The following is a 23,342-nucleotide window of genomic DNA, read 5'->3' as shown; positions in this document are numbered from 1 at the left end:
TCGTTATTTAATTTGTGGCCCATGAAGTAACCAAACGCGTTCTATCATGCCCCATTTTTGCGTATGCAGTATTATTCGCATAGCAAAGGGTAACTCCTGTGATGACTGCCAACTCGTCTGCCAGACTGAGCCATCATAAAAAAACAGGCTGAATGTATCGGCCTTAATCAATTTTTGTACGACAGGGTTTACATTATCGTCCATGTCCATCAATGGCCAGGATAAGCGTTCGAGATAACCGCTGCGGATACGATACCCGACAGTGAGTAAATTACTACGTGGTAGCTGCATTCCCGGATTGATTATCCCACTGCGGACAAAGCGTATTCCCCAGCTTTCTGAGGCCAGTACACCTTCGCCAGCCAGAAATGACGATTCCCACTGACCGTTTTCCCTTCTCATCTGGCGTGGCACAATTTGTGTCAAATCATGACTCATAAAACTCATCGTTTGTTGAAGTGCTTTTAGTTTATGATCATGTTCGGTGACAACGACGTTGACATTTGAGAGGCCGTTAGCTACCTGCTGCGCCATTAAGACCAGTGAGGCAAAAATAGCAATAGCAATCAGCACTTCAGCTAACGTAAAACCAGAGCGAACAATCTTCAAGGTAGTGCTCCTTCATCTGCGCTAAACCATGCGCGTCCAGAATTAACTACACTGGAAAAGTCTTTCTGGCGACTAACGTCAATATCCACTGCTTTTATCAAGGTGTTGTCTGCTTTTAAGGGCACGGTTCGCCAGTACCAGAGAATCCCGGCCATTTCTTCCTCACCATGCTGATCCGTCGCGCGTTGTGCAGGATCCATTAAATAAAGCAAGGTCATATGGTTCTCAACTACCCAACCCGCCACCGTTTTTTCTTCAATTTTATTCTGATAATTCAACACGCTACAGGTGATTTGTAAGATCGGTATGGAAGCAAGAGCAAAAATAGACAGGGCAATCATTACCTCCAGCAGTGTAAATCCGCGCTTCATCGTCCCTACTCATCACAATTATCAAGAGATAACTCACCATCAGACGTCATGTTGACCGCCCAGCACGTATGCTTTTCTGGGGAATTAAACTGAAGCGCGAATGGCATAGCCGGTTCAAATGGTGTGTAACGAATTTGTGGCGTTTTCCTTTTTTCCTCTTTTTTTAACTCCAGCTCAATATCATTCAGAGTCAGACGATGGTGTTCTAGTTCCAGAATATCTTCCTTCTGCCAGATACTGCTCACTGGCAGCAATATCATATGCACCTGTTTCGGCACAGAGGACTGAGCAGCTAAACGCGTTGCAGTCACAGGCTCCCATTGACCTGAGTGATATTGCATAAACTGATAGCCTGAAGGCGTGATTAATACCCCCATCATTCGTCCCTCGATCAGAGCCCTGTCTTTAAGATGTGAAAAGAGGGTCATAAAATTCTGTGCCGCTTTTTTTGCTGGAGATATGGAGGGGAAAACAAAGGTCTGCACCACGCCTGCACTAACAAGTCCGATAAGGAAAAGCACCAGCATGATTTCTACAATGGTGAATCCGCGTCTGAGCATTTATCGCTGAAATTCCCGCAAGTTCCAGTTGCCAATGTCAGTCGCAGCTCCTTCGCCATTTTCCTGGCCATCCGCGCCTAACGTGTAAAGATCAAAGACACCTCTTTCCCCAGGGCTCAGATATTGATAATCATTGCCCCAGGGATCTTTCGGCAGGCGTTTGATGTACCCTCTGGACGAGTAATCGCTACTACTGGACGTATTTACTGGTTTCTGAAGTAATGCTTCCAGACCTTGTTCTGTCGTCGGGTATCGTCCATTGTCCAGTCGGTACATATCCAATGCATTTTCCAGCGACACGATATCACTCACCGCTTTTTGTCGATCGGCTTTCTCTTTATTTCCCAGCAAGTTTGGCACGACCAGACTGGCCAAAATACCCAGAATAACAATGACTACCATCACCTCTAACAAGGTAAATCCAGCCCGGTGTTTATGATGGCGAGGAAATGAATACATTTGATAGCTCCGTAAATTATATTCCAATCATATTGTTAAGCTGCAGCATAGGCTCAAGGACTGCGACAACGATAAATAGCACTACACCGGCCATCAACATCACCAGGGCCGGTTCAAACAGCCCTAACGCTATCCCCACCAGGGAGTCAAATTCTCGTTCCTGGTTTATTGCAGCCTGATCAAGCATTTTTTCCAGTTGGCCGCTTTGTTCTCCTGATGCAATCATATATAGCATCATTGGTGGGAACAGACCTTGTTCCGCAAGCGCGGCACGTAGACTGCTGCCTTCACGTATGCGGCTTGCGGCTTTCAGCAATTGTTGTTCGACATAGCAATTAACCGACACAGCAGCTGCAGTTTGTACCCCTTCCAGCAGTGGGACATTACTGGCCGTGAGAATACTCAACGTACGAGAGAAACGAGCAGTGTAAAGCCCCTTTGCAACCCGCCCTGCCACCGGCAGGCGTAAAAGTGTCTTATCCCAGCACAGGCGAAAGTTGGCTTTTTTTAATAACCGCTGGATGAAAAAAGACAGAAGCAGAAATCCGGCCAGCCAGTAAAGGCCACCTGACAGTAACGCATTGCTCAGAGAGATAAGCATTCGGGTAGAAGCAGGTAAATCGTGCCCCAGATAATCAAACTGCTCAATAATTTTGGGGACCACTGCCGTCAGCAAAATAGAAACCACACTAATAGCGACAACCAGCAGTACTATCGGGTAGAGCATTGCCTGTTGTAAGCGGGATTTCAGGCGCTGGCGCTGTTCCGTGTAATCCGCCAGTCGATTGAGCACCACGTCGAGATGCCCGGATTTTTCTCCGGCAGCCACCATCGAACAAAACAGAGAATCAAAGACGCGGGGATGTTCGCGCAGGCTGTCCGACAGGGTATAACCTTCCTGAATCCGGCTGCGCAATGCCATTCCCAGGCTTTTCACGTGCAGTTTTTCACTTTGCTCACTGACCGCCTGTAAGCAGGTTTCCAGCGGCATTGCGGACTGAACTAATGTTGCAAGCTGGCGTGTGAAAAGGGCAAGTTCGGCAGATGCAACACGTCGGCGTGAATGCCACTGGTGCTGTAACATCCCACGTAAGTTCTTGCCAGTAAAATCATGCAATCGTACTTCAACACGTACAGGAATCAGACCTTTTCCTCGTAACAACTGGCGTGCGTGACGTGCAGAGTCCGCTTCAATCAGACCTTTCGCTTTGTGACCATTATGCTGTAGTGCCTGATAGTAGAATAGTGCCATTACTGCTCCTCCTGAGTAACGCGTAGAACTTCCCTGAGCGTCGTTTCACCAGAAAGGACTTTTTCGATACCATTTGTCCGGATCCCGGCGGAGTACTGCCGAATATAACGCTCCATCTCCCTTTCACCGGCCTTACGATGAATCAAATTACGTAGCGTTGCGTCAACAAGAATTAATTCATGAATAGCTGTTCGCCCTCTGTATCCTTTGTGATTACATGCAGAACACCCCACCGGGTGGTACAGGATGACATCACGTGCCTCGGTAAGCCCCATAAGACGTTTTTCTTCATCGTTAGCCTGAACAGCCTGACGGCAATCTGGACATAGGGTGCGAACCAGACGTTGCGCCATCATTCCTATCAAACTGGATGAAAGTAAAAATGGTTCAATCCCCATATCTTGCAGACGGGTTATGGCTCCAATGGCAGTGTTGGTATGTAGGGTGGAAAGGACCAGGTGCCCTGTTAGAGAAGCCTGAACAGCAATTTCCGCCGTTTCGGTGTCTCGAATTTCGCCAACCATCACGACATCAGGGTCCTGGCGTAAAATCGCCCGCAGGCCACGGGCGAAGGTCATCCCAACGCGGTTATTAACTTGCGTCTGGCCTATTCCTTCAATCATATACTCAACAGGATCTTCAACTGTAAGGATGTTGCGCGTGTGGTTGTTCAACTCCTGTAAACCTGCATAGAGCGTAGTGCTTTTGCCGGAACCTGTTGGCCCAGTGACCAGAAATATGCCATGGGGGCGGTGTAAAAGTTGCCGCAGTTGCGCGGTTAGAGTGTGGTTCAGTCCGAGATACTCAAGAGAGAGGCAGGCCTGGCTTTTATCCAGCAGACGAAGCACCGCCCGTTCTCCCCAGGCTGATGGCATTGTGGAGACACGTACATCAATCGCCCGACCGCCCAGTAGCAACGCGATTCGCCCATCCTGTGGAATACGTTTTTCGGCAATATCCAGGCGAGCCATCACTTTAATACGCGATACCAGCAATGAGGCCAATTTTCGTCCGGGACGCAACATTTCATGTAGCGTTCCATCAACACGAAAACGGATTACCAGACTCTTTTCAAACGTCTCAATATGTATATCGGAGGCTCCCACTTTAATTGCCTCTGCCAACATTGCGTTGATTAATTTGATGATGGGGGCATCGTCGTTACTTTCCAGAAGATCTTCGGTTTCAGGTAGTTCCTCTGCGAGGGTAAAGAAATTCCCGGCAGAACTGATATCTTCCATAAGTTGGCGAGCCTCAGAAGAGTCCCGCTGCCATAATGCATTAAGACGCTGTTCAAATTCTGCCTCACCAATTGTCCTTAGTGTGAATGGGACGCTCAATCGACGCTGTAGTTCCTGCAAGACGGAAACTGACAGTGGATAGACATGCAAGATCTCCAGCGATGATTCACGCCAGGCTATCAGGTTAAACCGACGACTAAAACTATAGGGTAATCGGACGGTACCTGCGGCCGTTTCCTCTGGCACTGCCACTTTTAACCCGACCTCCCGGCATTTTGAAACGCGCGTACTTCTGCTGGTAATGACATATTCTGGGCAGGGAGTATCGGCTGAGTGGTTTCCGGCATCAGACTTATTCCTTCCTCATCCCGATAGATCTGTTCAGCGCGCATATAATTATATTTACGCTGTGAAACACCGTCTGCTGCCATACCGTCACGTAGAATTGTCGGGCGAATAAACACCATCAGATTGCGTTTTTCTTTTTTATCTGCGGTGGACTTAAACAGATGACCAATCAATGGGATATCGCCCAGAAGAGGAATTTTTGCCACGCTCTCCCCCGCTTGTTCGTCAATTAATCCACCAAGAACTATTAATTCACCATCATTGGCGAGAACGGTGGTTTTTAGTTTACGCTCACCAAACACAACATCCAGACTGGTCTGTCCTTCCACTTTCGAAACTTCCTGCTCAATGAGCATCTGGACTGCATTACCTTCGTTGATCTGTGGTGTCACCTTCAGCATGATCCCCACTTTTTTCCTTTCTACTGTATTGAAAGGATTGCTGTTATCTGACCCCACAGTGGACCCTGTTAATACAGGAACATCCTGTCCCACCATGAAGAAGGCTTCCTGGTTATCCAGGGTAGTAATGCTTGGCGTGGAGAGTACATTTGTGCTGGAATCATTTTTTATTGCCTGCATGAGTGCCATCCAGTCACCCTTTACCACGCCAACCGCAGTGCCGCTAAAACCAGAAAGCAATTGGGAAAGTGTGGAAAGATCTCCTTCAACATCAGGATTAATGGTTGTCGCACCATTTTCACTAATGACGGTTGATCCTTTCTGGGGCTTCGCTTGGGCAATTGCTGCCCCTAACGTACCAATAGGAATTTGTGTCCCATTGGCAAATTGCATTAATCCCGCATCCTTCGACGCCCACTGGACGCCAAAATTGATATTGCTTCCCTCAGCAACTTCAACAATTAACGCCTCAACATGTACCTGAGCACGACGAACATCAAGTTGTTCAATAACCTTCTGTAAAGACTGCATAATATCTTGCGGCGCAGTGACGATCAGTGCATTGCTGTGTTTACTGGCTGCAATAGAGACAATCTCGCGTTCACTGGTAGTTGTCCCTTCGGCTTCTTCTTTAGCGGCAGTCAACGTGCCGCTGACTTGTTTCAGGACATCAACTAAATCTTCCGCTTTGCTATATTTGAGATAGAACACCTGACTATTGCCGCTGCGCTCCATTTCTGAATCCAGTCGGCGTATCAGTCTGCGCATTTTGTCACGTGCGCCAACATCGCCACTAATCACTACGCTGTTAGTGCGTTCATCAGCGACAATCTGCGTTTTAGATGCTGCAGACTGGTGCTCTCCACTATTTCTGTACAGACTTTCAAGCACTCTGGCAATTTCAGACGCTGATGCATTTGTAAGGGGGATAACCTCTTCGGTTCGATTTCCCGCGTGATCTACTCTTTGAATCACCGCAGTCAAACGTTTCACAACCGATGCACGTCCGGTCAGCATAATGACATTAGATGGTTCGTAATTGACGATGTTGCCAGAACCTGCACTATCAAGCATTTGTTGCAAAACAGGGGCTAATTCACGAACAGAAACATTATGTACAGGTACTACTCTGGTAACCATTTCATCACCGCTGTAATCTCTACCGCCTTCATCAATGAGTGGCAGTGGTTCACCTTTTGCGACAACGGATTTGACGACTTTCAGCACATTGTTTTCCATAGGAACGACGGCATATCCTTGAGCTTCAAGCAGGTTAAGAAAGAGTTGGTAGTACTGGTGTTCATTCAGTGGAGTCATGGTTCGTATACTCACTCGCCCTTCAACACCAGGTCCCATCACGATGGTTTTATTAAGATTGGCTCCAACGGTTTCAACGAACGATTTGAGATCCGTATCTTTGAAATTAGCAGTGAAGGTTGTTTCATTTGCACAGACCACTGAACTGAACAATATCATTACCAGCATCAGCAGATGTATTCTTGAATTGCAAACAACTTTCTTTTTTTTACGCCAGGCAAGTGATGTAATATCACATAAGAACACGATGAATAAATCTCCGGGATTAAATAAAAATATTATTAGTGTAGGCTAATCGAAATATCTTCATACGCCCCATTTCTTAAAATCGTAATTTGCATGGATGTCATGGAATAGACTTGCTGTCTCAGTTTATTTAAGGCATCTGGTGTTTTTAAATCCTGCTGATTTAAAGCAACCGCTATATCTCCCTCTTTGAAACCGCTGGCATCAAAAAGAGCACGGTCAACGCCCGGCTTAACTGTATAACCAACAACGCCCGCTTTACGCACGGGAGTAAACTGAATAAAGTTAAAAACTTCCTGCGGATCTTTTGCCAACATTTCACGCACGGTCATTGGGAGCACATTAGTCTTACGGGGAAAAGTTGACTCTGTAACAGGCAGAGTTTGTACTTTATGGACGTCGTCGTTTTCAGTTTTACTTTGATCGGTGGAGTAACTCTCATCGACCAGACGTAGACACTCAATTTTTCCCTGATGGCTTATCATCACATGATCTGGATAGATACCTGTAATAACAGCTTTATTGTTTGTCAGCGACTCACTCAGTAAAAGAACCTGCTGTTTATCCCCATCTTCAATAACAGCACCAGGTCTGGCACCCAAAGCGATACCGCGTAACTTCACATTGAGAGAGTTTTTTGTTACAGAAGCAGATTGAGGTTGATGTACGAATGCTGTTGTCGGTTGATATTTACCAAACCAATTTTGCTGTTGGATAAGCTTTAAAGATTCGGTGTTAACCATTACCGAATCCATCCTTTTTTTTTCGGTAACCGAATTGGAAACCTTCGTGTATTCTGTAGGTAAAGTGATATAACGCCAAAGTGATAGCGACATCTTTAAATAAAGGCTAAAAAGAAGTATCCAAAGCATATAGCGAACAATATTCAGAAAAAAAATTCTGTTCATATGGGAATGTTATACATAGTCTGCGCTTTGATTATTTTATTAATATATTCAATAAAGTTGCGTATAATATTACAATATTTCATTCGTGCAGGCTCAAACTCTTTGATATGATAATTATCATATTCTGCAGGTTGTACGATTCAACTTACTCTGATAGGAAGAACCTGAGGATATATCATTGATCATAATCTCATAAAGAATACCCCTGGAAAACATATTTACCACTGAAGGATCAGCACACATTTGTTGTTGAAAATTCCACAAAAACTTTTCAGGCGTTAAAATAGGTTGTGTCCCTGCTTCGCTGATAACGGTCATTGTTACTGTCGACCCACTACTACGGGCAAACGCTAATGTATAACCAGCGGATTGAACTGGCAGACTCTGACTAATATTCCGCGCCAATTCTTTAGCCAATGAACTGGCATTTTGATTATGACCTGAACATCCTGTTAACAAAATGCAAACGACACTAAAAAGTAAGTATGTTAATCTTTTATGTAATACTTCTTTTACTGACATGTTTTCAGACTCACTGATTCATTATGAAACGAGACTGCCGTCAAGAGATGAACGTTGTCACTGACACATTCTCTGGACATAGAGAGTCGCTAAACCGCCTAAACTGAGACAGGGTCCAAAGGGCAACAGGCCTGATTGGTTTCTCATAATGACGGCATACACTAAGCCACTGAGTGAAGCAATCAGTGCCACATAGGGCAATGATGATGCCCCTACCCAACCACCTAACCCGGCAAACAATAATACATCCCCCATACCCAGCGACTCTTTCCGTAGAACGATTCCGGCCCCCCATCTTAGGGAATAAAAGGAGGCGAATCCCGCAAGCACGCCAGTAACTGCTTCATGTAATGACAACGGACTTTGCTGTGTCCATGCGACAATCAGGCCTGTCCACAATATGCCCTGAGTAAATACGTCGGGTAACCATTGATGCTCAATGTCGATGAAACTCGCAGCGATCAGCAAAGCAGATAAAATCATTACCGCTACACTCCAGATATTGGCTGGCCAGACAAACCACGCAAGTAAAAAGGAGAAAGCGGTTAATAATTCGGTCAACGGATAGCGCAAACCAATTTTCTCATGGCAGTTACGGCAATATCCCTTTAGTATCAACCATGAGAATAAAGGAATAATATCGTAAACCCGCAGAGTCTGACGACAATATGAGCAGTGTGAGCGAGGTCGGACAAGGCTAATTTTGGGTTGTGAGCTATCAATATCTCCCTGAAATTCTGCCAGTTGCTGTTTGCACATGATTGGATAACGCCAAATTACGACATTCAGAAAACTACCTGTGATAAGTCCAATAAAGAATAAAATAAAGTAAAGTGCCAAAAAAAGTCCTTATGTTAAATTATAAGCCATTAAAGACTGGGGTCTATATTTATAGACCCCACAACCATAATTATAAATTGTGATGACAAGAGAAAACATTGAATGATGAAGTTATTCAACGACAGCTAACTTGTTGCCATGCCGCATTCAATGTAGTCCCCCATGTGGCAAAACAAGTATCTTTCCTTATATTGTTTACTTTGAATATTCTTCGCTGCGGCTCCCAGACTAATCCTGTATTATTTTTAACTTCCAGAGATTCGATTGTAGAGCCTGCAGGCACAAAGTACTCCCAGGAATTACCTGCAAGTAGTTTATCGGAATTGATCGTCTCCTGTTTACCATCCTGTGTATTGTAAATTAAAGAAACAAAAGCCTCATATCCGCCGGATGTCTTTACACGTACATAAATGGGGGATGGCGCAGGTGCCTGCGGCGGTGTAATACTTTGAGAATCCTCAAGATTAACAGTGCTTATTAGTTCAGGTTCATTTGTATTATCTACTCCCTTATATATTTTTGCAGTTTGTTTAACTGTGTCGATTTCCGCTTTGAGGTAGGTACCTAATGCGCTTGAACCAGAAAGGATAAAACCGTTGCGAGTCTCGCCAACTGAATTGTGATAATGACCAGAAAATCGTAGTTTTACCTTATATTTATAAAGGAGGTTTTGTAGATTGCCGGCATCTGCATCATCACGATGCTGGTTAAAGATCACAATCTGTTTTTTCTTGTAAGCTGAATATAATTGACTTTCAAGCCATGAGTACCCCGGATCCTGATATCTCTCAATTATATAACGCATTGCCCCATTACCCCAACCACCAGATGAGTATTGGTTTAAAGATAATGGATTTTTTCGCGATTCAAAATCATTGAGCTGAATAACAAGAATATCCCCAAAATCAATAGAATATGACAAAGAACCTTTAATTGACTCAACAATATCAGGAAATAAATACCCGTAATAGTAGTGTGCGTCAAAGCTCGCTATATTTTCTTCACCATTAATATGGTGAAATAGTTTTGTTATACTCCGTATAAAACAATTGTTTTCATGACAATCATTATAATTATTATACATGTCGTGGTTGCCTAATCCAAAATAATAAGGAATTTCCAACGTTTTGATAATGTTCTCAAAGTCGTTCCATTCACTTTCATGACCATATTCAGTAAGATCACCATTAATCAACACCGCGTCGACATCAGAATGATGTCTATTAAATATCTCATATTGTTTTTTGATATTACCTTTAGAGGTCTCAGCAGAAATATTATTGCAATTGCCCTGACATACTAATTGTGGATCAGATGTTATTAAAAATGAACGTAAAGGGGATATTTTTAAACTAGACACCTTGTCATTTAAATTTGATAATGACCCAATGTTGCCATGAAAACTTATTTTATCCCCCTCAAAGTTAAAATGTTCGAAAAGAGTCCCTGTGGAATTGACTACGCTTATAGAAGATAAAGTGTCATTTTCTTTGACATTGGGTATGTCATTATCTGAACACTCGCTAATATTTCTGTAATTTACATCTTTATAGAGACAAACCTTCGGAATATAAAACGTTTGATTAGATGAAGACTCACAAACTTCAGACGTTACAGTTTTATCTTGTGCCACCGTCAGGCATTCATCTGGCTTATCATAAGGTCTGATGGTATTTTGACTTATCGTAAACTTTTGGTTATCCTCACCATTACATTCCAAGAGAATAGCTTTGCTATCGTTATTATCTCTATTAATACTGAGACAATAATTTGTCTGAGTGGCAACTTTTATACTTCCATTTGAGTATATGAAGTTCTGATTATCTCCATTATGAGGGGTAGAAAAAATGATAGCAGAACCATTAGAAAACTGGCTATCAAATACACTCATCACCAAACCTTCATGTTTAAATGGGTGCGCCATCAAAATTTTTGGAAAAATCGCAAGAAACACGATAAAAGAATGTCTAATCATCATCTTTGCACTTTAATAACTATTTTAATGAGATAAGGGATTACTAACGTTTAAAGATTTATATCTACAATATCACCATTTGACATTATCTGCTTTATTGTATTAGCGGTTAACAATTAACCTTGCATTTTTTGTTCTTGGCCTGATCGCTTTGATATAGCAAATAAGCATACTACCGTCCATACCGTGATCTGCATACGGCCATAACAGATATGAAACAAAGTAAATTATAATTTACACGAGAGTATCAAAGTCGAATTGAGAATTGTATTTGTCTGTTATTTATTTATCGCATAGTATTAATATGTGATGATTTACTAAAATTGGCTATCTGAACAGAGGTGATGGTCTCACCTCAGAACAACACTGGTGCACTAATGAAAAGAAAAAATTTAGCCCTGAATTCAAACGTGATTCTGCTCAACTAATTGTTGACCAGAACTACATAGTGGCATTTTCCAAAACTTTATCTTGAACGGGCAGCTGATTGCCAGCGATGCACAAGCTCGGTCCGCTTGACTGAGGCCTGCCAGGAGACAAACACAGGCTACGATTTGACCTCATAGCTTTAATGTACATGCTCCCTCCCCATTCCCCGACAGGCACTATCAATCGTTTTGCCTCGGGCATTTCTGTTTTTGATATACTCAAAGCCATTGTCGCCAGGAAAATGTGCAAAGTGACTAAAGATAAATGGAGAATGTTATGATCAGGCAGAAGATTTTACAGCAGCTCCTGGAGTGGATTGAGTGCAATCTCGATCACCCTATCTCAATCGAAGATATCGCACAGAAATCTGGCTACAGCAGACGCAATATTCAACTCCTGTTCAGAAACTTCATGCACATGCCCCTGGGCGCATACATCCGCAAACGAAGACTTTGTCGGGCAGCCATTCTTGTCAGACTTACTGCCAAATCAATGCTTGATATTGCGCTCTCTTTGCATTTTGATTCACAGCAGTCATTCAGTCGTGAATTTAAAAAATTGTTTGGATGTTCTCCCAGAGAATATCGGCACCGTGATTTTTGGGATCTAACAAATATTTTACCCCCGTTATTAACGCGTCAACATCAAAAGACCGATTGCTCATTAGTCCATCTTCCTGAAACACGTATTTTTGGCAATGCATTTAAATATGATATTGAACTGTCTAATACGCCACCAGATGAAGAAGTAAAACTGCGTCGTAATCATTTATCCCGGTGTCTTCAAAATTTGAAGATGGATATCTATTATGTCTCAGCATATACACATCAACAAAATCGGTAGATTTACTCACAGTTGAAACTTTCGCCGGTACAGTCTGTAACCATACGGATACAGATATGACAAAGGAATGGATAACGGCTGGAGGGCTTTATGCATCTTTCCGCTATGAAGGAGATTGGGAGCACTACGCTAACTGGGTGCGGAATCTCTATCTGATAGAACTGCCTGCCAGGGGGTTAGTCAGAGTCAACGGCAGTGATATTGAGCGATTTTACTACGATAAAACTTTCGTAGAAAAGGATAGCAATTATGTTGTTTGCGAAATTTTCATCCCCGTTCGCCCAGCTTAGTTTGTCTCTGTGTCACATTCTCACATTAAGGATTACCCTACCCTGCTACCGTCTAATCAGTATCAGGGTAGGTATTTAGTGGAATAATGGCGTTGAGAATGTCAACGCCATTATTCTTTATTACAGCGAGTTTTTCATTGCGGGGACAATTATTTTACGACCTCCTCACCCTCTTCAGTAGCAGCTTTCACAGCGTTAATTGTCACAGTCACAGGCTGTATTTCGTACCCGCCATACGTCAGAGTGTTGAATGTAAATGTATATTCCCCTGGCTTAGTGGTACTGAATTTACGCGTGATTTTCCCGTTCACGAAATGGTCAGCTTTCGACGGCAAGAACTGGTAATCATTCTCCGTCACGCCTTCCGGAGCCTTAATGTCGACCCACATATTTCCCCCAACAGGGTTGCCAGCCGACATCAGAGTAACATCCAGCGTTGCGGTCGCCACTCCGTCTGCTACCAGTTCTTTTACATCAGATGATGCAGCAAGTACTGCATTTTTATCATCCGCAACGAATCTGGATTCGGCAGTTTTCGTCGATACCTGACCGTCGGTCCGATTCACTTTCGCTGTTAGCGTATATATCGCCGCTTTAGTGGTAGAAGCGGTGAATATAGCCTGCCCTTGCTCATTAGTTGTTGCAGTCCCGTTCGGCTCCAGATCTAATGTTGTCGGGCTGGCGGTCAGCGTCACTTCACTACCTTGCACAAGGTTGTTATTGGCATCAGTAACCGTAACTTTATAAGTCTGTTTGGCTTTACCATCTGCCAGTGCACGGTTGCCAATCACCTCAATACTCGAGATGGTTGCCGTAGCCTTGTCAGCCACAAACGTGATGCTCTGCGCATCCGACATCTGGTCATTTCCTGCCGTTGCGGTGATTGCATACGTTCCCGCAGTCACAGAAACGACTCGCAGCTCGGCTTTACCTTCATCGCTGGTCTTCACCCAGGTACTCTCGTCATTAAGCGGTGTGACGCCCCGAGGCAGATTAAAGGCGACCATAGTTCCGGGAACAGGGTTGCCGTTTTTATCCTCAACAGTTGCCGTCAGCGTAAAGGCATCTTTGCCGTTTGCTGCTTTTTGATCGACGGTATCAACCTGAAGGCTTGCCTGACCGGTTTTGGCATCCGCTTTGAACTTCACCGTGGCAGTCTTCTGATTTTTATTCACCGAGACTGTGATTGTGTGTTCCCCGGCAACTGTGGACATCAGCTCAATATCGGCTTTACCTGCCGCATTCGTTGTTACCGTATTCCCTGTCTTGCTGCTCACTCCCTCAGGCAGAGTCAGTGTTACCGTTTGATCCTGCAACGGGTTACCATAGGAATCTGTTACGGTCAGGGTAACCTTGTTGGCGGACTGTCCATCAGCCAGTTGGTTATCAACATTCACTGAAATATCGTGAATGTTAGCCTCAGAAGCGTTACCCACAACGTTCAGCAGTAGTGGTTTCGAAGCAGCATCTTTGCCATTCACTCGAGGCCAGATAACCAGTTGACCGGCTGCAGAGCCTGTGGTTAACGTCGTAACATAGGTGCCATTGCTTTGTTCCGTCCAGGTTCCTGCCGAAGGTTGTTCCGTCCCTGTGCTGGCTACGCCACTAAATTCTGGAGCATCAGGTTTCAGACCACTTACAGGGTTACCGTTCGCATCCTTCGCCGTGAAGGTCAATTGTGTCGTCGTTTTGATCATCGGGGCTTCATTATCTGCAACAAGCGTGGAGTTCACTAACGACATCTCCCCGGCGGCGATGGTGACAGAAACCGCCTGCTTCAGAGCATCAGCGCCATCAACGCGCGGCATGATGGTCAGCTCACCAACTCCCGTTGCGCCAGCAGTCAGCATCGCCGTATAGGTTCCATTGCCCTTCTCCGTCCACTGACTGACGGATGGGCGCTGCTGGTTGACGTTGTATGCATCACCACCAAATTGCGGTGTTTCCGGTGTAATACCGGTGATTGCGTTGCCGAATTTATCCTTCACAGTCAGCGTCAGCGTGATGCTTTCGCCTGCGGTAATCGACGTTTTTGATACGGTCATTTCCGAGTGGTCAACCGCAATAGTCCCCGCTTTAACGTTAACCGGAGTTGCCTGTGCTGTAGCGTTTTTGCCATCGATCTGCGGCATAATGTTCAGCGCGCCTGCCCGCGTTCCCGAACGCAGAACAGCCGTGTATTCGCCGTTGCCTTTATGGCTCCAGCCTGTAACTGAACTACCAGACGCAGCGTCACCGGAAAGCGATGCGCCAAGTTTAGCGGTGTCGATATCGGTAAGCGCGTTTCCAAACTGGTCTCTGGCGGAGAAAGTCAGTTCCGTCGTGCTTTCAATAGCAAGATTGGCATCTTTTACTGTCAGCGTTGAAGTAGAAACTGCCTGATCCCCCGCGACAACTGTCAACTGCGCGGCGTCGGTGGCTGCTGGCTGGCCATTGAATAGCGGCATGATGTGAAGATCACCCGTCTTTCCGCCGGTGGTCAGCGTAGCAACATAGGAACCGTCACCTTTCTCAGTCCAACTGGAAACGCTCGCCCCTTCAGACGCAGCTCCCGTCAGACTTGTCGACAGGGAAAGACCGCTGATTGCGTTACCATGCGCATCTTTTGCCACAAGCGTCACAGTCGTGCTTTCCCCTGCTTTTACGCGATCCGCTGCAACGGATACTTTCGACTGGCCTGAAGATAAAGCATCAGCTACCACAGTCACTTTCGCCGCATTAGCTGCAGCATCCTGACCGTTGATCTTCGGCATAACAATTAATTCACCCGCCGTAGTACCCAGAGAAATCTGCGCAGTCCACGTCCCGTCGCCATTATCCGTCCAGCCTGAAACGGAAGAACCCGCAGCGGCAGTCCCCGTTAATGACGGTGTATCTGGAGTGAGACCGGTCACCGGGTTGTCATAGGCATCTTTTGCTGCCCAGATAGCTGTAAGCGTGCCACCAACTACCGGTTTATCCGGGTTCAGGGTGATGGTTGAATGCGCTGTATCAAGCGGTCCGGCGACAAACTTCAGCGTTTGTTGTAACGTTCCCAACTGATACTGCTCGCTAAAAGCACGCACAACAATGTTTCCGGCGCGGGTTGAAGAAACCGTGGCGCTGTAAACCCCTGGGTTTATCTCCGAAATGCTGCCAATGGTAACGCCATTGCTGTCCTGTGGAACAAATCGCAGGCGGCTGGCTTCTCCCGTCACAGGGTTGCCATCGGTATCCACGGCAGTAAGCGTCAACGTGTAGGATTGCTGACCATTGGCAACCACGTCACCTGACGGCTCATTCACGCTCAGAGTCGATTTTGTCACATCCATCATAGTGGCACGCAGTTCAGCAGTGACGGTTTTGCTCATGCCATCAACGCTCACCGTAATGGTTGCTTCACCTGATTGCGTACCGGTGGTGAAGACCGACTGGTACACCCCGGCTTCTGTTTCGGTGATCTCCCCCAGAGTTGGTTGCGCTTGTGATTTAGCAGACTGAATGCCCCGCGTTACGATGTTTCCGGCAGGTTTAAACGTCAGTTCCGTTTTGATCTGATCTTTCATACCCGTGATTGGCTGCCCTTCGGCGTCTCGCAGAGACAGAACCAGCGGCTTTTGCGCACTCCCGTTAGCAAGCATTTGGATACGGCTCTGACCGTCAAGCGTTAACGTAGTACGATCGGCGCTCATACCTGCTCCGGTGATAACCACCTCAGTCTGTACGCGTTTTGAGGCATTGCCTTTGTTATCGTATGCGACCGCAGAAATTGCGTAATAATTGTCTTTGCCTGCCTGATAAGCCGGGAGCGTTACTTGCCACTGGTTACCCTGACCGGTAATTTTACCGCCTGCAGCCAGCAAGGACGGCGCTTCCCATTGCACATTTTTCAGACCGTGAGTTGCTTTGCTGACTACAAGACCAAGCGAAACCGTCTGTCCGCCCTTACCTTCAATACGATCAGGCAGAGCAATACGGATCACCTCAGCTTTGCGATACTCAAGAACAATATTGTTATTACGTTCAACCAGATCATAACGGCTGCCTGCGAGTACCCGACGCTCGCGAATGCTATCCGTATCGAGTTGTTTCTCCAGAGGCTCGCCAAACCGGTAGTTAACTTCCAGGCCAAAGCGAGTGTCATTCTGACCGCTCTTGCCCTGCTTGTGCTCTGCACTCAGTGTCAGAAGAGGCACTGGCGTATAGTTCACCTCAGCAGAAATGGCATGTGGGTCTTTCTGGCGCTTATCTTTACCAAACAGCCCTACCTCATCGCCATAATATTGTTCATACATCAGGCTTGCGCCAAGCTGCGGCCATGCCGGTAAATATCCCTCTGCGCGGATATCCCAACCATTAGCCGGACGCTCTTGATAATCCTCAATATCCGGCGATTTTTTCCAGCCAGAAGTCCGAATATAACCATTGGCACTCAGTTTCAGATAATCGCGCCAGTATTCCGCACCAACGCCAATACGGGTATGACTACGGGATAAATCATGATCGATAAATGTGTTCAGCCCCGCCATCCAGTCATTGCCTGAAAAATGACGCCAGCCGAAACCAATATTTGACTGAGTACGATCGTCGGTACGATGTATTGCCCCCTGAGTGAACAGCATATCTGAAGGCGTATCATAAATCGGATAAAGCATTTCCAGCGAAGAGTCCTTCAGCGAGAAATCTTTATCGACATTCAATTTGACACGCGCCGTACCATATTTTCCAAGCCACTCCTGGATTTCCTGGGTAGCCTTAGCTGTGGCCATTCCGGTAACAAAATTGCGTGTCGCATCGCTATCCGGCTGACTGCTTAAAAATTTACCGGCATTCGCGGCAAACGACGCGATATTTTTTTCTGCATTATTGTCAGTCGCAACCGCAGTATTTTCCGTACTTAGACGAGGCAGAGCCGCTCGCGCCGTCATTGTCGGCGTAAAGGTGACAGCCAGTGGAAAAAGAACCTGAATAGAGATGTTTGCCCACGCCACGCAGTGAGCCAGGGCTGAATAACGAAAGCGTGGTTGTTTATTAGCTTTTTTAAAACGTGACATTGAGATAATTTCCTGATGAACGAATTAACGAACATAAGCAAACGCAAATAAAATGTTTGCTTGTCAGAAAAACCGGGTATTTCCCGGTTTCCTTTTCCGCAGAAAAGGAAATACCTTTATGAAAGAAAGCGCATCGCCACCCTGAATATTCAGTGGTTGCAATAACTCGTCTGGTGACAGGGCCGGGATTATATTTTTGTTTGTAAATATGAATTTAGCTTTTTGTGCAAGAGCTAATATAAAGGGGCAAGTTCTATTGGATGCTGACTAAATTATGGTTACCTGGTTATTTAGAATTGGATTGTTTAGGTATCGTTACTGGCCTTTTATAGCGGAAAGGCATTTCAGTCAAAATAAGTCAATAAGCCTTCGGTGGTATGCCAATCCTCATTTATAGTCATGTGTTCTTCGATTAGGAAATATCTTAATCACTCGCGATAGACATTACTTAATTTTTCTCATAGTCATTATCTGCATACATCTATACTGGACGATTGCTGAAGGAATAAAAACCTCACCCGCCAGCATGGTTGGCAGAGATTTCAGTAATAACCTTTGTTATTTGACAATCTTATCCATCGCTTTCATAAATTAATGACGAGCGAATAATGATATTTTACGAGCTGATTTTTATGTGATAATCATGCCGCGTAGTAAAATCACAGAAAAATAACAACATATCACTCAAAACCCCTTATCGGAAACTGTTGTATCTCATTGTAATTAATTATGAAAAATACACTGCGCTTATTCCGAAAATCAAAAATCGGTTAGGATTTTGTTATTTAAAACCCAAGCCATTACGCTTGCTTACTTTATCGATAAATCCTACTTTTTTTAATGCGATCCAATCATTTTAAGGAGTTTGAAATGGATAAGAAGCAAGTAACGGATTTAAGGTCAGAACTACTCGATTCACGTTTTGGTGCGAAATCTATTTCCACTATCGCGGAATCTAAACGTTTTCCGCTGCACGAAATGCGCGATGACATCGCATTCCAGATTATCAATGATGAATTATACCTGGATGGCAATGCCCGACAAAACCTTGCCACATTTTGCCAGACCTGGGACGACGAAAATGTTCATAAGCTGATGGATCTGTCGATCAACAAAAACTGGATCGATAAAGAAGAATATCCGCAGTCCGCAGCTATCGACCTGCGTTGTGTAAACATGGTTGCCGACCTGTGGCACGCGCCTGCGCCGAAAAACGGTCAGGCCGTTGGCACCAACACCATTGGTTCTTCCGAGGCCTGTATGCTCGGTGGGATGGCAATGAAATGGCGTTGGCGCAAACGAATGGAAGCCGCAGGTAAACCGACCGATAAACCCAACCTGGTGTGCGGGCCGGTGCAAATCTGCTGGCATAAATTTGCCCGCTACTGGGATGTGGAACTGCGCGAGATCCCTATGCGCCCCGGTCAGTTGTTCATGGATCCGAAACGCATGATTGAAGCCTGCGACGAAAACACCATCGGCGTGGTGCCGACTTTTGGTGTGACCTACACCGGTAACTATGAGTTCCCGCAACCGCTGCACGATGCGCTGGATAAATTCCAGGCCGACACCGGTATCGACATCGACATGCACATCGACGCCGCCAGCGGTGGCTTCCTGGCACCGTTCGTGGCTCCGGATATTGTCTGGGACTTCCGCCTGCCGCGCGTGAAATCGATCAGTGCTTCAGGCCATAAATTCGGTCTGGCTCCGCTGGGCTGCGGCTGGGTTATCTGGCGTGATGAAGAAGCACTGCCGAAAGAACTGGTGTTCAACGTTGACTATCTTGGCGGGCAAATCGGGACTTTCGCCATCAACTTCTCTCGCCCTGCCGGTCAGGTGATTGCGCAATACTATGAATTTCTGCGCCTCGGTCGTGAGGGTTACACCAAAGTACAAAACGCCTCTTATCAGGTCGCCACTTACCTGGCGGATGAAATCGCTAAACTGGGGCCGTATGAGTTCATCTGTACAGGTCGCCCGGACGAAGGTATTCCGGCGGTTTGCTTCAAACTGAAAGACGGGGAAAATCCGGGATACACCCTGTATGACCTCTCTGAACGTCTGCGTCTGCGCGGCTGGCAGGTTCCGGCCTTTACCCTCGGCGGTGAAGCCACCGACATTGTGGTGATGCGTATTATGTGCCGTCGTGGTTTCGAAATGGACTTCGCTGAACTGTTGCTGGAAGACTACAAAGCTTCCCTGAAATATCTCAGCGATCACCCGAAACTGCAGGGTATTGCCCAGCAGAACAGCTTTAAACATACCTGATAACGTTTAAGTGGTAACGGTGTCCCGGAACGCTCTCGTTTCGGGACAAATTCCAAAGTCTGTTCACTGGCATTAGCAATGGAAAATATTGCTCTGAATACGCTTCAGAACAAGACAGGCGCGGTTCCGACAGGAATACCGTTTTAGGGGGAAAATATGGCTACATCAGTACAGACAGGTAAAGCTAAGCAGCTAACATTACTTGGGTTCTTCGCTATTACGGCATCGATGGTAATGGCTGTTTATGAATACCCTACCTTTGCAACATCCGGTTTTTCATTAGTTTTCTTCCTGCTATTAGGCGGGATTTTATGGTTTATCCCCGTTGGACTCTGTGCTGCGGAAATGGCTACCGTGGACGGTTGGGAGGAAGGCGGCGTTTTCGCCTGGGTATCGAATACCCTGGGGTTAAAATGGGGATTTGCAGCGATCTCATTTGGTTATTTGCAAATCGCTATCGGCTTTATTCCGATGCTCTATTTCGTGTTAGGGGCACTCTCCTACATTCTTAAATGGCCAGCACTGAATGAAGACCCGGTAACAAAAACCATTGCGGCACTCATCATTCTTTGGGTTCTGGCATTAACTCAGTTTGGCGGTACTAAATATACAGCGCGAATTGCTAAAGTCGGCTTCTTTGCCGGTATCCTGTTACCCGCATTTATTTTGATTGCATTAGCGGCGATTTATCTGCACTCCGGTGCGCCAGTTGCTATCGAAATGGATGCAAAAACCTTCTTCCCGGATTTCTCTAAAGTTGGCACCCTGGTTGTGTTTGTTGCCTTCATATTGAGTTATATGGGTGTAGAAGCCTCCGCAACCCACGTCAATGAAATGAGCAATCCGGGGCGAGATTATCCGCTGGCAATGTTATTGCTGATGGTGGCGGCAATCTGTTTAAGCTCGGTTGGTGGTTTGTCCATTGCGATGGTCATTCCGGGTAATGAAATCAATCTGTCCGCTGGGGTAATGCAAACCTTTACCGTTCTGATGTCCCATGTGGCACCGGAAATTGAGTGGACGGTTCGCGTGATCTCCGCACTGCTGCTGCTGGGTGTTCTGGCAGAAATCGCCTCCTGGATTGTCGGTCCTTCTCGCGGGATGTATGTCACAGCGCAGAAAAACCTGCTACCTCCAGCGTTCGCCAAAATGAACAAAAATGGCGTGCCGGTCACTCTGGTTATTTCTCAGCTAGTGATTACCTCTATCGCCTTGATTATCCTCACCAATACCGGTGGTGGTAACAACATGTCCTTCCTGATCGCACTGGCGCTGACGGTGGTGATTTATCTGTGTGCTTATTTCATGCTGTTTATTGGCTACATTGTGTTAGTCCTTAAACATCCTGACTTAAAACGCACATTTAATATCCCTGGTGGTAAAGGCGTGAAACTGGTTGTGGCTATTGTCGGCCTGCTGACCTCAATCATGGCGTTTATTGTTTCCTTCCTACCGCCGGATAATATCCAGGGTGACTCTACCGATATGTATGTCGAATTACTGGTCGTTAGCTTCCTGGTGGTACTTGCCCTGCCCTTTATTCTCTATGCCATCCACGATCGTAAAGGCAAAGCGAATACCGGTGTGACACTGGAGCCAATTAACAGCCAGAACGCACCGAAAGGTCACTTCTTCCTGCATCCACGTGCTCGTTCACCGCACTATATTGTGATGAACGATAAGAAACATTAACAATCTCTGAAGGGGATAAGACAAGGGAGCGATAGTTAATCGCTCCCTTTTTCGTACCTGTTATCGTATTGACTTGCCCCAGATAAGTACGAGAATGAGCAACACATCTGTTTACCGGAAACCAGCATATATGGATATCTGCTCCCGAAACGTGAAATTAACGATCAAAAAGCCAGCCACACTCGTTGCTCTGGCTCTTTTACTGTGTAGTTGTAAGACCACACCGCCAACGCCAATAACTACACCACCAGCAGGTTCAAAACCACCAGCGACAACACATCAACCAGCGCAGCCGATGCGAGGTATCTGGCTGGCTACTGTCTCTCGCCTCGACTGGCCCCCCGTTTCCTCGGTTAATATCAGTAACCCCACCAGCCGAGCCCGCGCACAACAACAGGCGATGATTGACAAGTTAGATCATCTACAACGTCTCGGCATAAATACGGTCTTTTTCCAGGTAAAGCCCGATGGTACAGCCCTTTGGCCATCGAAAATTTTACCGTGGTCCGATCTTCTGACCGGCAAGATTGGTGAAGATCCAGGTTACGATCCGCTGCAATTTATGCTCGACGAAGCCCACAAGCGTGGGATGAAAGTGCACGCATGGTTTAATCCCTACCGCGTGTCGGTTAATACAAAACCCGGAACTATCAGGGAATTGAATAGCACCCTGTCACAGCAACCAGCCAGTGTCTACGTGCAGCATCGCGACTGGATCAGAACGTCGGGCGACCGTTTTGTTCTCGACCCTGGTATCCCTGAGGTTCAGGATTGGATCACATCAATAGTTGCGGAAGTGGTTTCCCGTTATCCGATAGATGGCGTGCAGTTCGACGATTATTTCTATACTGAATCACCGGGTTCGCTGCTGAACGATAACGAGACGTACCGCAAATATGGGAGAGCTTTTGCATCAAAAGCAGACTGGCGGCGCAACAATACTCAGCAATTAATTGCAAAGGTATCGCACACCATCAAAAGCATTAAGCCTGAGGTTGAATTTGGCGTTAGCCCGGCGGGCGTCTGGCGCAACCGATCACACGATCCGCTCGGTTCCGATACACGAGGCGCAGCAGCCTATGACGAATCCTATGCAGATACCCGCCGTTGGGTAGAACATGGTTTACTGGATTATATTGCCCCACAAATTTACTGGCCTTTCTCACGTAGCGCAGCACGCTATGACGTACTGGCAAAATGGTGGGCAGATGTCGTCAAACCGACCAAAACCCGGCTATATATCGGCGTTGCCTTCTATAAAGTGGGTGAACCCTCAAAGATAGAACCTGACTGGATGGTTAACGGCGGCGTGCCAGAACTAAAAAAGCAGCTTGATCTTAACGATGCTGTACCCGAAATTAGCGGCACGATTCTGTTCCGCGAAGATTACCTTAATAAACCACAGACCCAACAAGCCGTTAGTTATCTGCAAAGTCGTTGGGGAAGTTAAACGCCCTCTTTTACTGTGTCATGCCGGTGATGCAAGCACCGGCTTGTCACCCTGCAAAAATGCCGTAACCTCTTAAATAAAATTATCTCCATATAAGCCGATTGCTATAATCCTCTGATTAATTAGTATCAACATGAAAAACAATACGATATTCGTCACCACCGAAAAATAATCACGATGGGCTATACTCTTCAGAAGAACAGTAGCGTAGATTAAAACTGTCTAATCCGTTTATTTCTTTTCATTATATCCTCATATTTCAGGAGAATATGGTGCGATAAGTCT

15 protein-coding genes and 1 pseudogene are annotated in these 23,342 nt (G+C 45.9%); 4 read left to right on the top strand and 12 right to left on the bottom strand.

What is annotated here, in order from left to right; genetic code table 11:
• Positions 1-3: 3 nt before the first annotated feature.
• The 11 genes from gspJ to LG381_RS15450 form a co-directional block, all read right to left on the bottom strand.
• Positions 4-609: a type II secretion system minor pseudopilin GspJ gene (gene gspJ / locus LG381_RS15500; protein WP_000706931.1), complete on the bottom strand. Its 606-nt coding sequence runs from the start codon at positions 607-609 to the stop codon at positions 4-6.
• Complete coding sequence (gene gspI, locus LG381_RS15495; protein WP_225762611.1) at positions 606-980, bottom strand: type II secretion system minor pseudopilin GspI; 375 nt, start codon at positions 978-980, stop codon at positions 606-608. Before gspI ends, gspJ begins: the two co-directional genes overlap by 4 nt.
• A gap of 5 nt (positions 981-985) precedes the next feature.
• On the bottom strand, positions 986-1,540 hold the full coding sequence (gene gspH, locus LG381_RS15490; protein ID WP_000946124.1) for a type II secretion system minor pseudopilin GspH: 555 nt from the start codon (positions 1,538-1,540) through the stop codon (positions 986-988).
• Positions 1,541-1,999 (bottom strand): type II secretion system major pseudopilin GspG, encoded by a 459-nt coding sequence (gene gspG, locus LG381_RS15485; protein ID WP_000286808.1) that lies wholly within the window; start codon positions 1,997-1,999, stop codon positions 1,541-1,543.
• Between the two features lie 16 nt (positions 2,000-2,015).
• On the bottom strand, positions 2,016-3,251 hold the full coding sequence (gspF, locus tag LG381_RS15480; RefSeq protein ID WP_225762610.1) for a type II secretion system inner membrane protein GspF: 1,236 nt from the start codon (positions 3,249-3,251) through the stop codon (positions 2,016-2,018).
• Positions 3,251-4,744 (bottom strand): type II secretion system ATPase GspE, encoded by a 1,494-nt coding sequence (gspE, locus tag LG381_RS15475; protein WP_225762609.1) that lies wholly within the window; start codon positions 4,742-4,744, stop codon positions 3,251-3,253. Before gspE ends, gspF begins: the two co-directional genes overlap by 1 nt.
• Positions 4,745-4,746: 2 nt before the next feature.
• On the bottom strand, positions 4,747-6,804 hold the full coding sequence (gene gspD / locus LG381_RS15470) for a type II secretion system secretin GspD (RefSeq protein ID WP_024165166.1): 2,058 nt from the start codon (positions 6,802-6,804) through the stop codon (positions 4,747-4,749).
• A 35-nt stretch (positions 6,805-6,839) separates the two neighbouring features.
• Complete coding sequence (gene gspC, locus LG381_RS15465) at positions 6,840-7,676, bottom strand: type II secretion system protein GspC (protein ID WP_225762990.1); 837 nt, start codon at positions 7,674-7,676, stop codon at positions 6,840-6,842.
• Positions 7,677-7,829: 153 nt separating this feature from the next.
• On the bottom strand, positions 7,830-8,234 hold the full coding sequence (gene gspS2 / locus LG381_RS15460) for a type II secretion system pilot lipoprotein GspS-beta (RefSeq protein WP_225762608.1): 405 nt from the start codon (positions 8,232-8,234) through the stop codon (positions 7,830-7,832).
• A 57-nt stretch (positions 8,235-8,291) separates the two neighbouring features.
• Positions 8,292-9,074, bottom strand: a complete 783-nt coding sequence (locus tag LG381_RS15455) for an A24 family peptidase (protein WP_225762607.1) — start codon at positions 9,072-9,074, stop codon at positions 8,292-8,294.
• Positions 9,075-9,189: 115 nt separating this feature from the next.
• Positions 9,190-11,052 carry a metallophosphoesterase gene (locus LG381_RS15450; RefSeq protein WP_225762606.1) on the bottom strand — a complete coding sequence of 621 codons (1,863 nt, stop codon included), beginning with the start codon at positions 11,050-11,052 and terminating at the stop codon, positions 9,190-9,192.
• Between the two features lie 702 nt (positions 11,053-11,754).
• On the opposite strand from LG381_RS15450, the pseudogene LG381_RS15445 reads away from it, so the two are divergent.
• Positions 11,755-12,611, top strand: a pseudogene (locus LG381_RS15445) (helix-turn-helix domain-containing protein).
• Positions 12,612-12,760: 149 nt separating this feature from the next.
• Here LG381_RS15445 and LG381_RS15440 read toward each other — a convergent pair.
• Complete coding sequence (locus LG381_RS15440) at positions 12,761-17,644, bottom strand: invasin domain 3-containing protein (RefSeq protein ID WP_225762605.1); 4,884 nt, start codon at positions 17,642-17,644, stop codon at positions 12,761-12,763.
• An 870-nt stretch (positions 17,645-18,514) separates the two neighbouring features.
• Between LG381_RS15440 and LG381_RS15435 the strand changes: the two genes are divergently transcribed.
• The 3 genes from LG381_RS15435 to LG381_RS15425 all read left to right on the top strand — a co-directional run bounded on the left by LG381_RS15435 (position 18,515) and on the right by LG381_RS15425 (position 23,057).
• Positions 18,515-19,915, top strand: a complete 1,401-nt coding sequence (locus tag LG381_RS15435) for a glutamate decarboxylase (protein WP_032225179.1) — start codon at positions 18,515-18,517, stop codon at positions 19,913-19,915.
• Positions 19,916-20,071: 156 nt separating this feature from the next.
• Positions 20,072-21,607, top strand: a complete 1,536-nt coding sequence (gene gadC, locus LG381_RS15430) for an acid resistance gamma-aminobutyrate antiporter GadC (protein WP_000246004.1) — start codon at positions 20,072-20,074, stop codon at positions 21,605-21,607.
• Between the two features lie 130 nt (positions 21,608-21,737).
• Positions 21,738-23,057: a family 10 glycosylhydrolase gene (locus LG381_RS15425; RefSeq protein ID WP_105290247.1), complete on the top strand. Its 1,320-nt coding sequence runs from the start codon at positions 21,738-21,740 to the stop codon at positions 23,055-23,057.
• The last annotated feature ends 285 nt before the right edge of the window (positions 23,058-23,342 follow it).

The organism is Escherichia sp. Marseille-Q3837, from assembly GCF_916618735.1.
Classification (GTDB): domain Bacteria; phylum Pseudomonadota; class Gammaproteobacteria; order Enterobacterales; family Enterobacteriaceae; genus Escherichia; species Escherichia ruysiae.
This window is presented reverse-complemented; position numbering and strand designations above follow the sequence as displayed.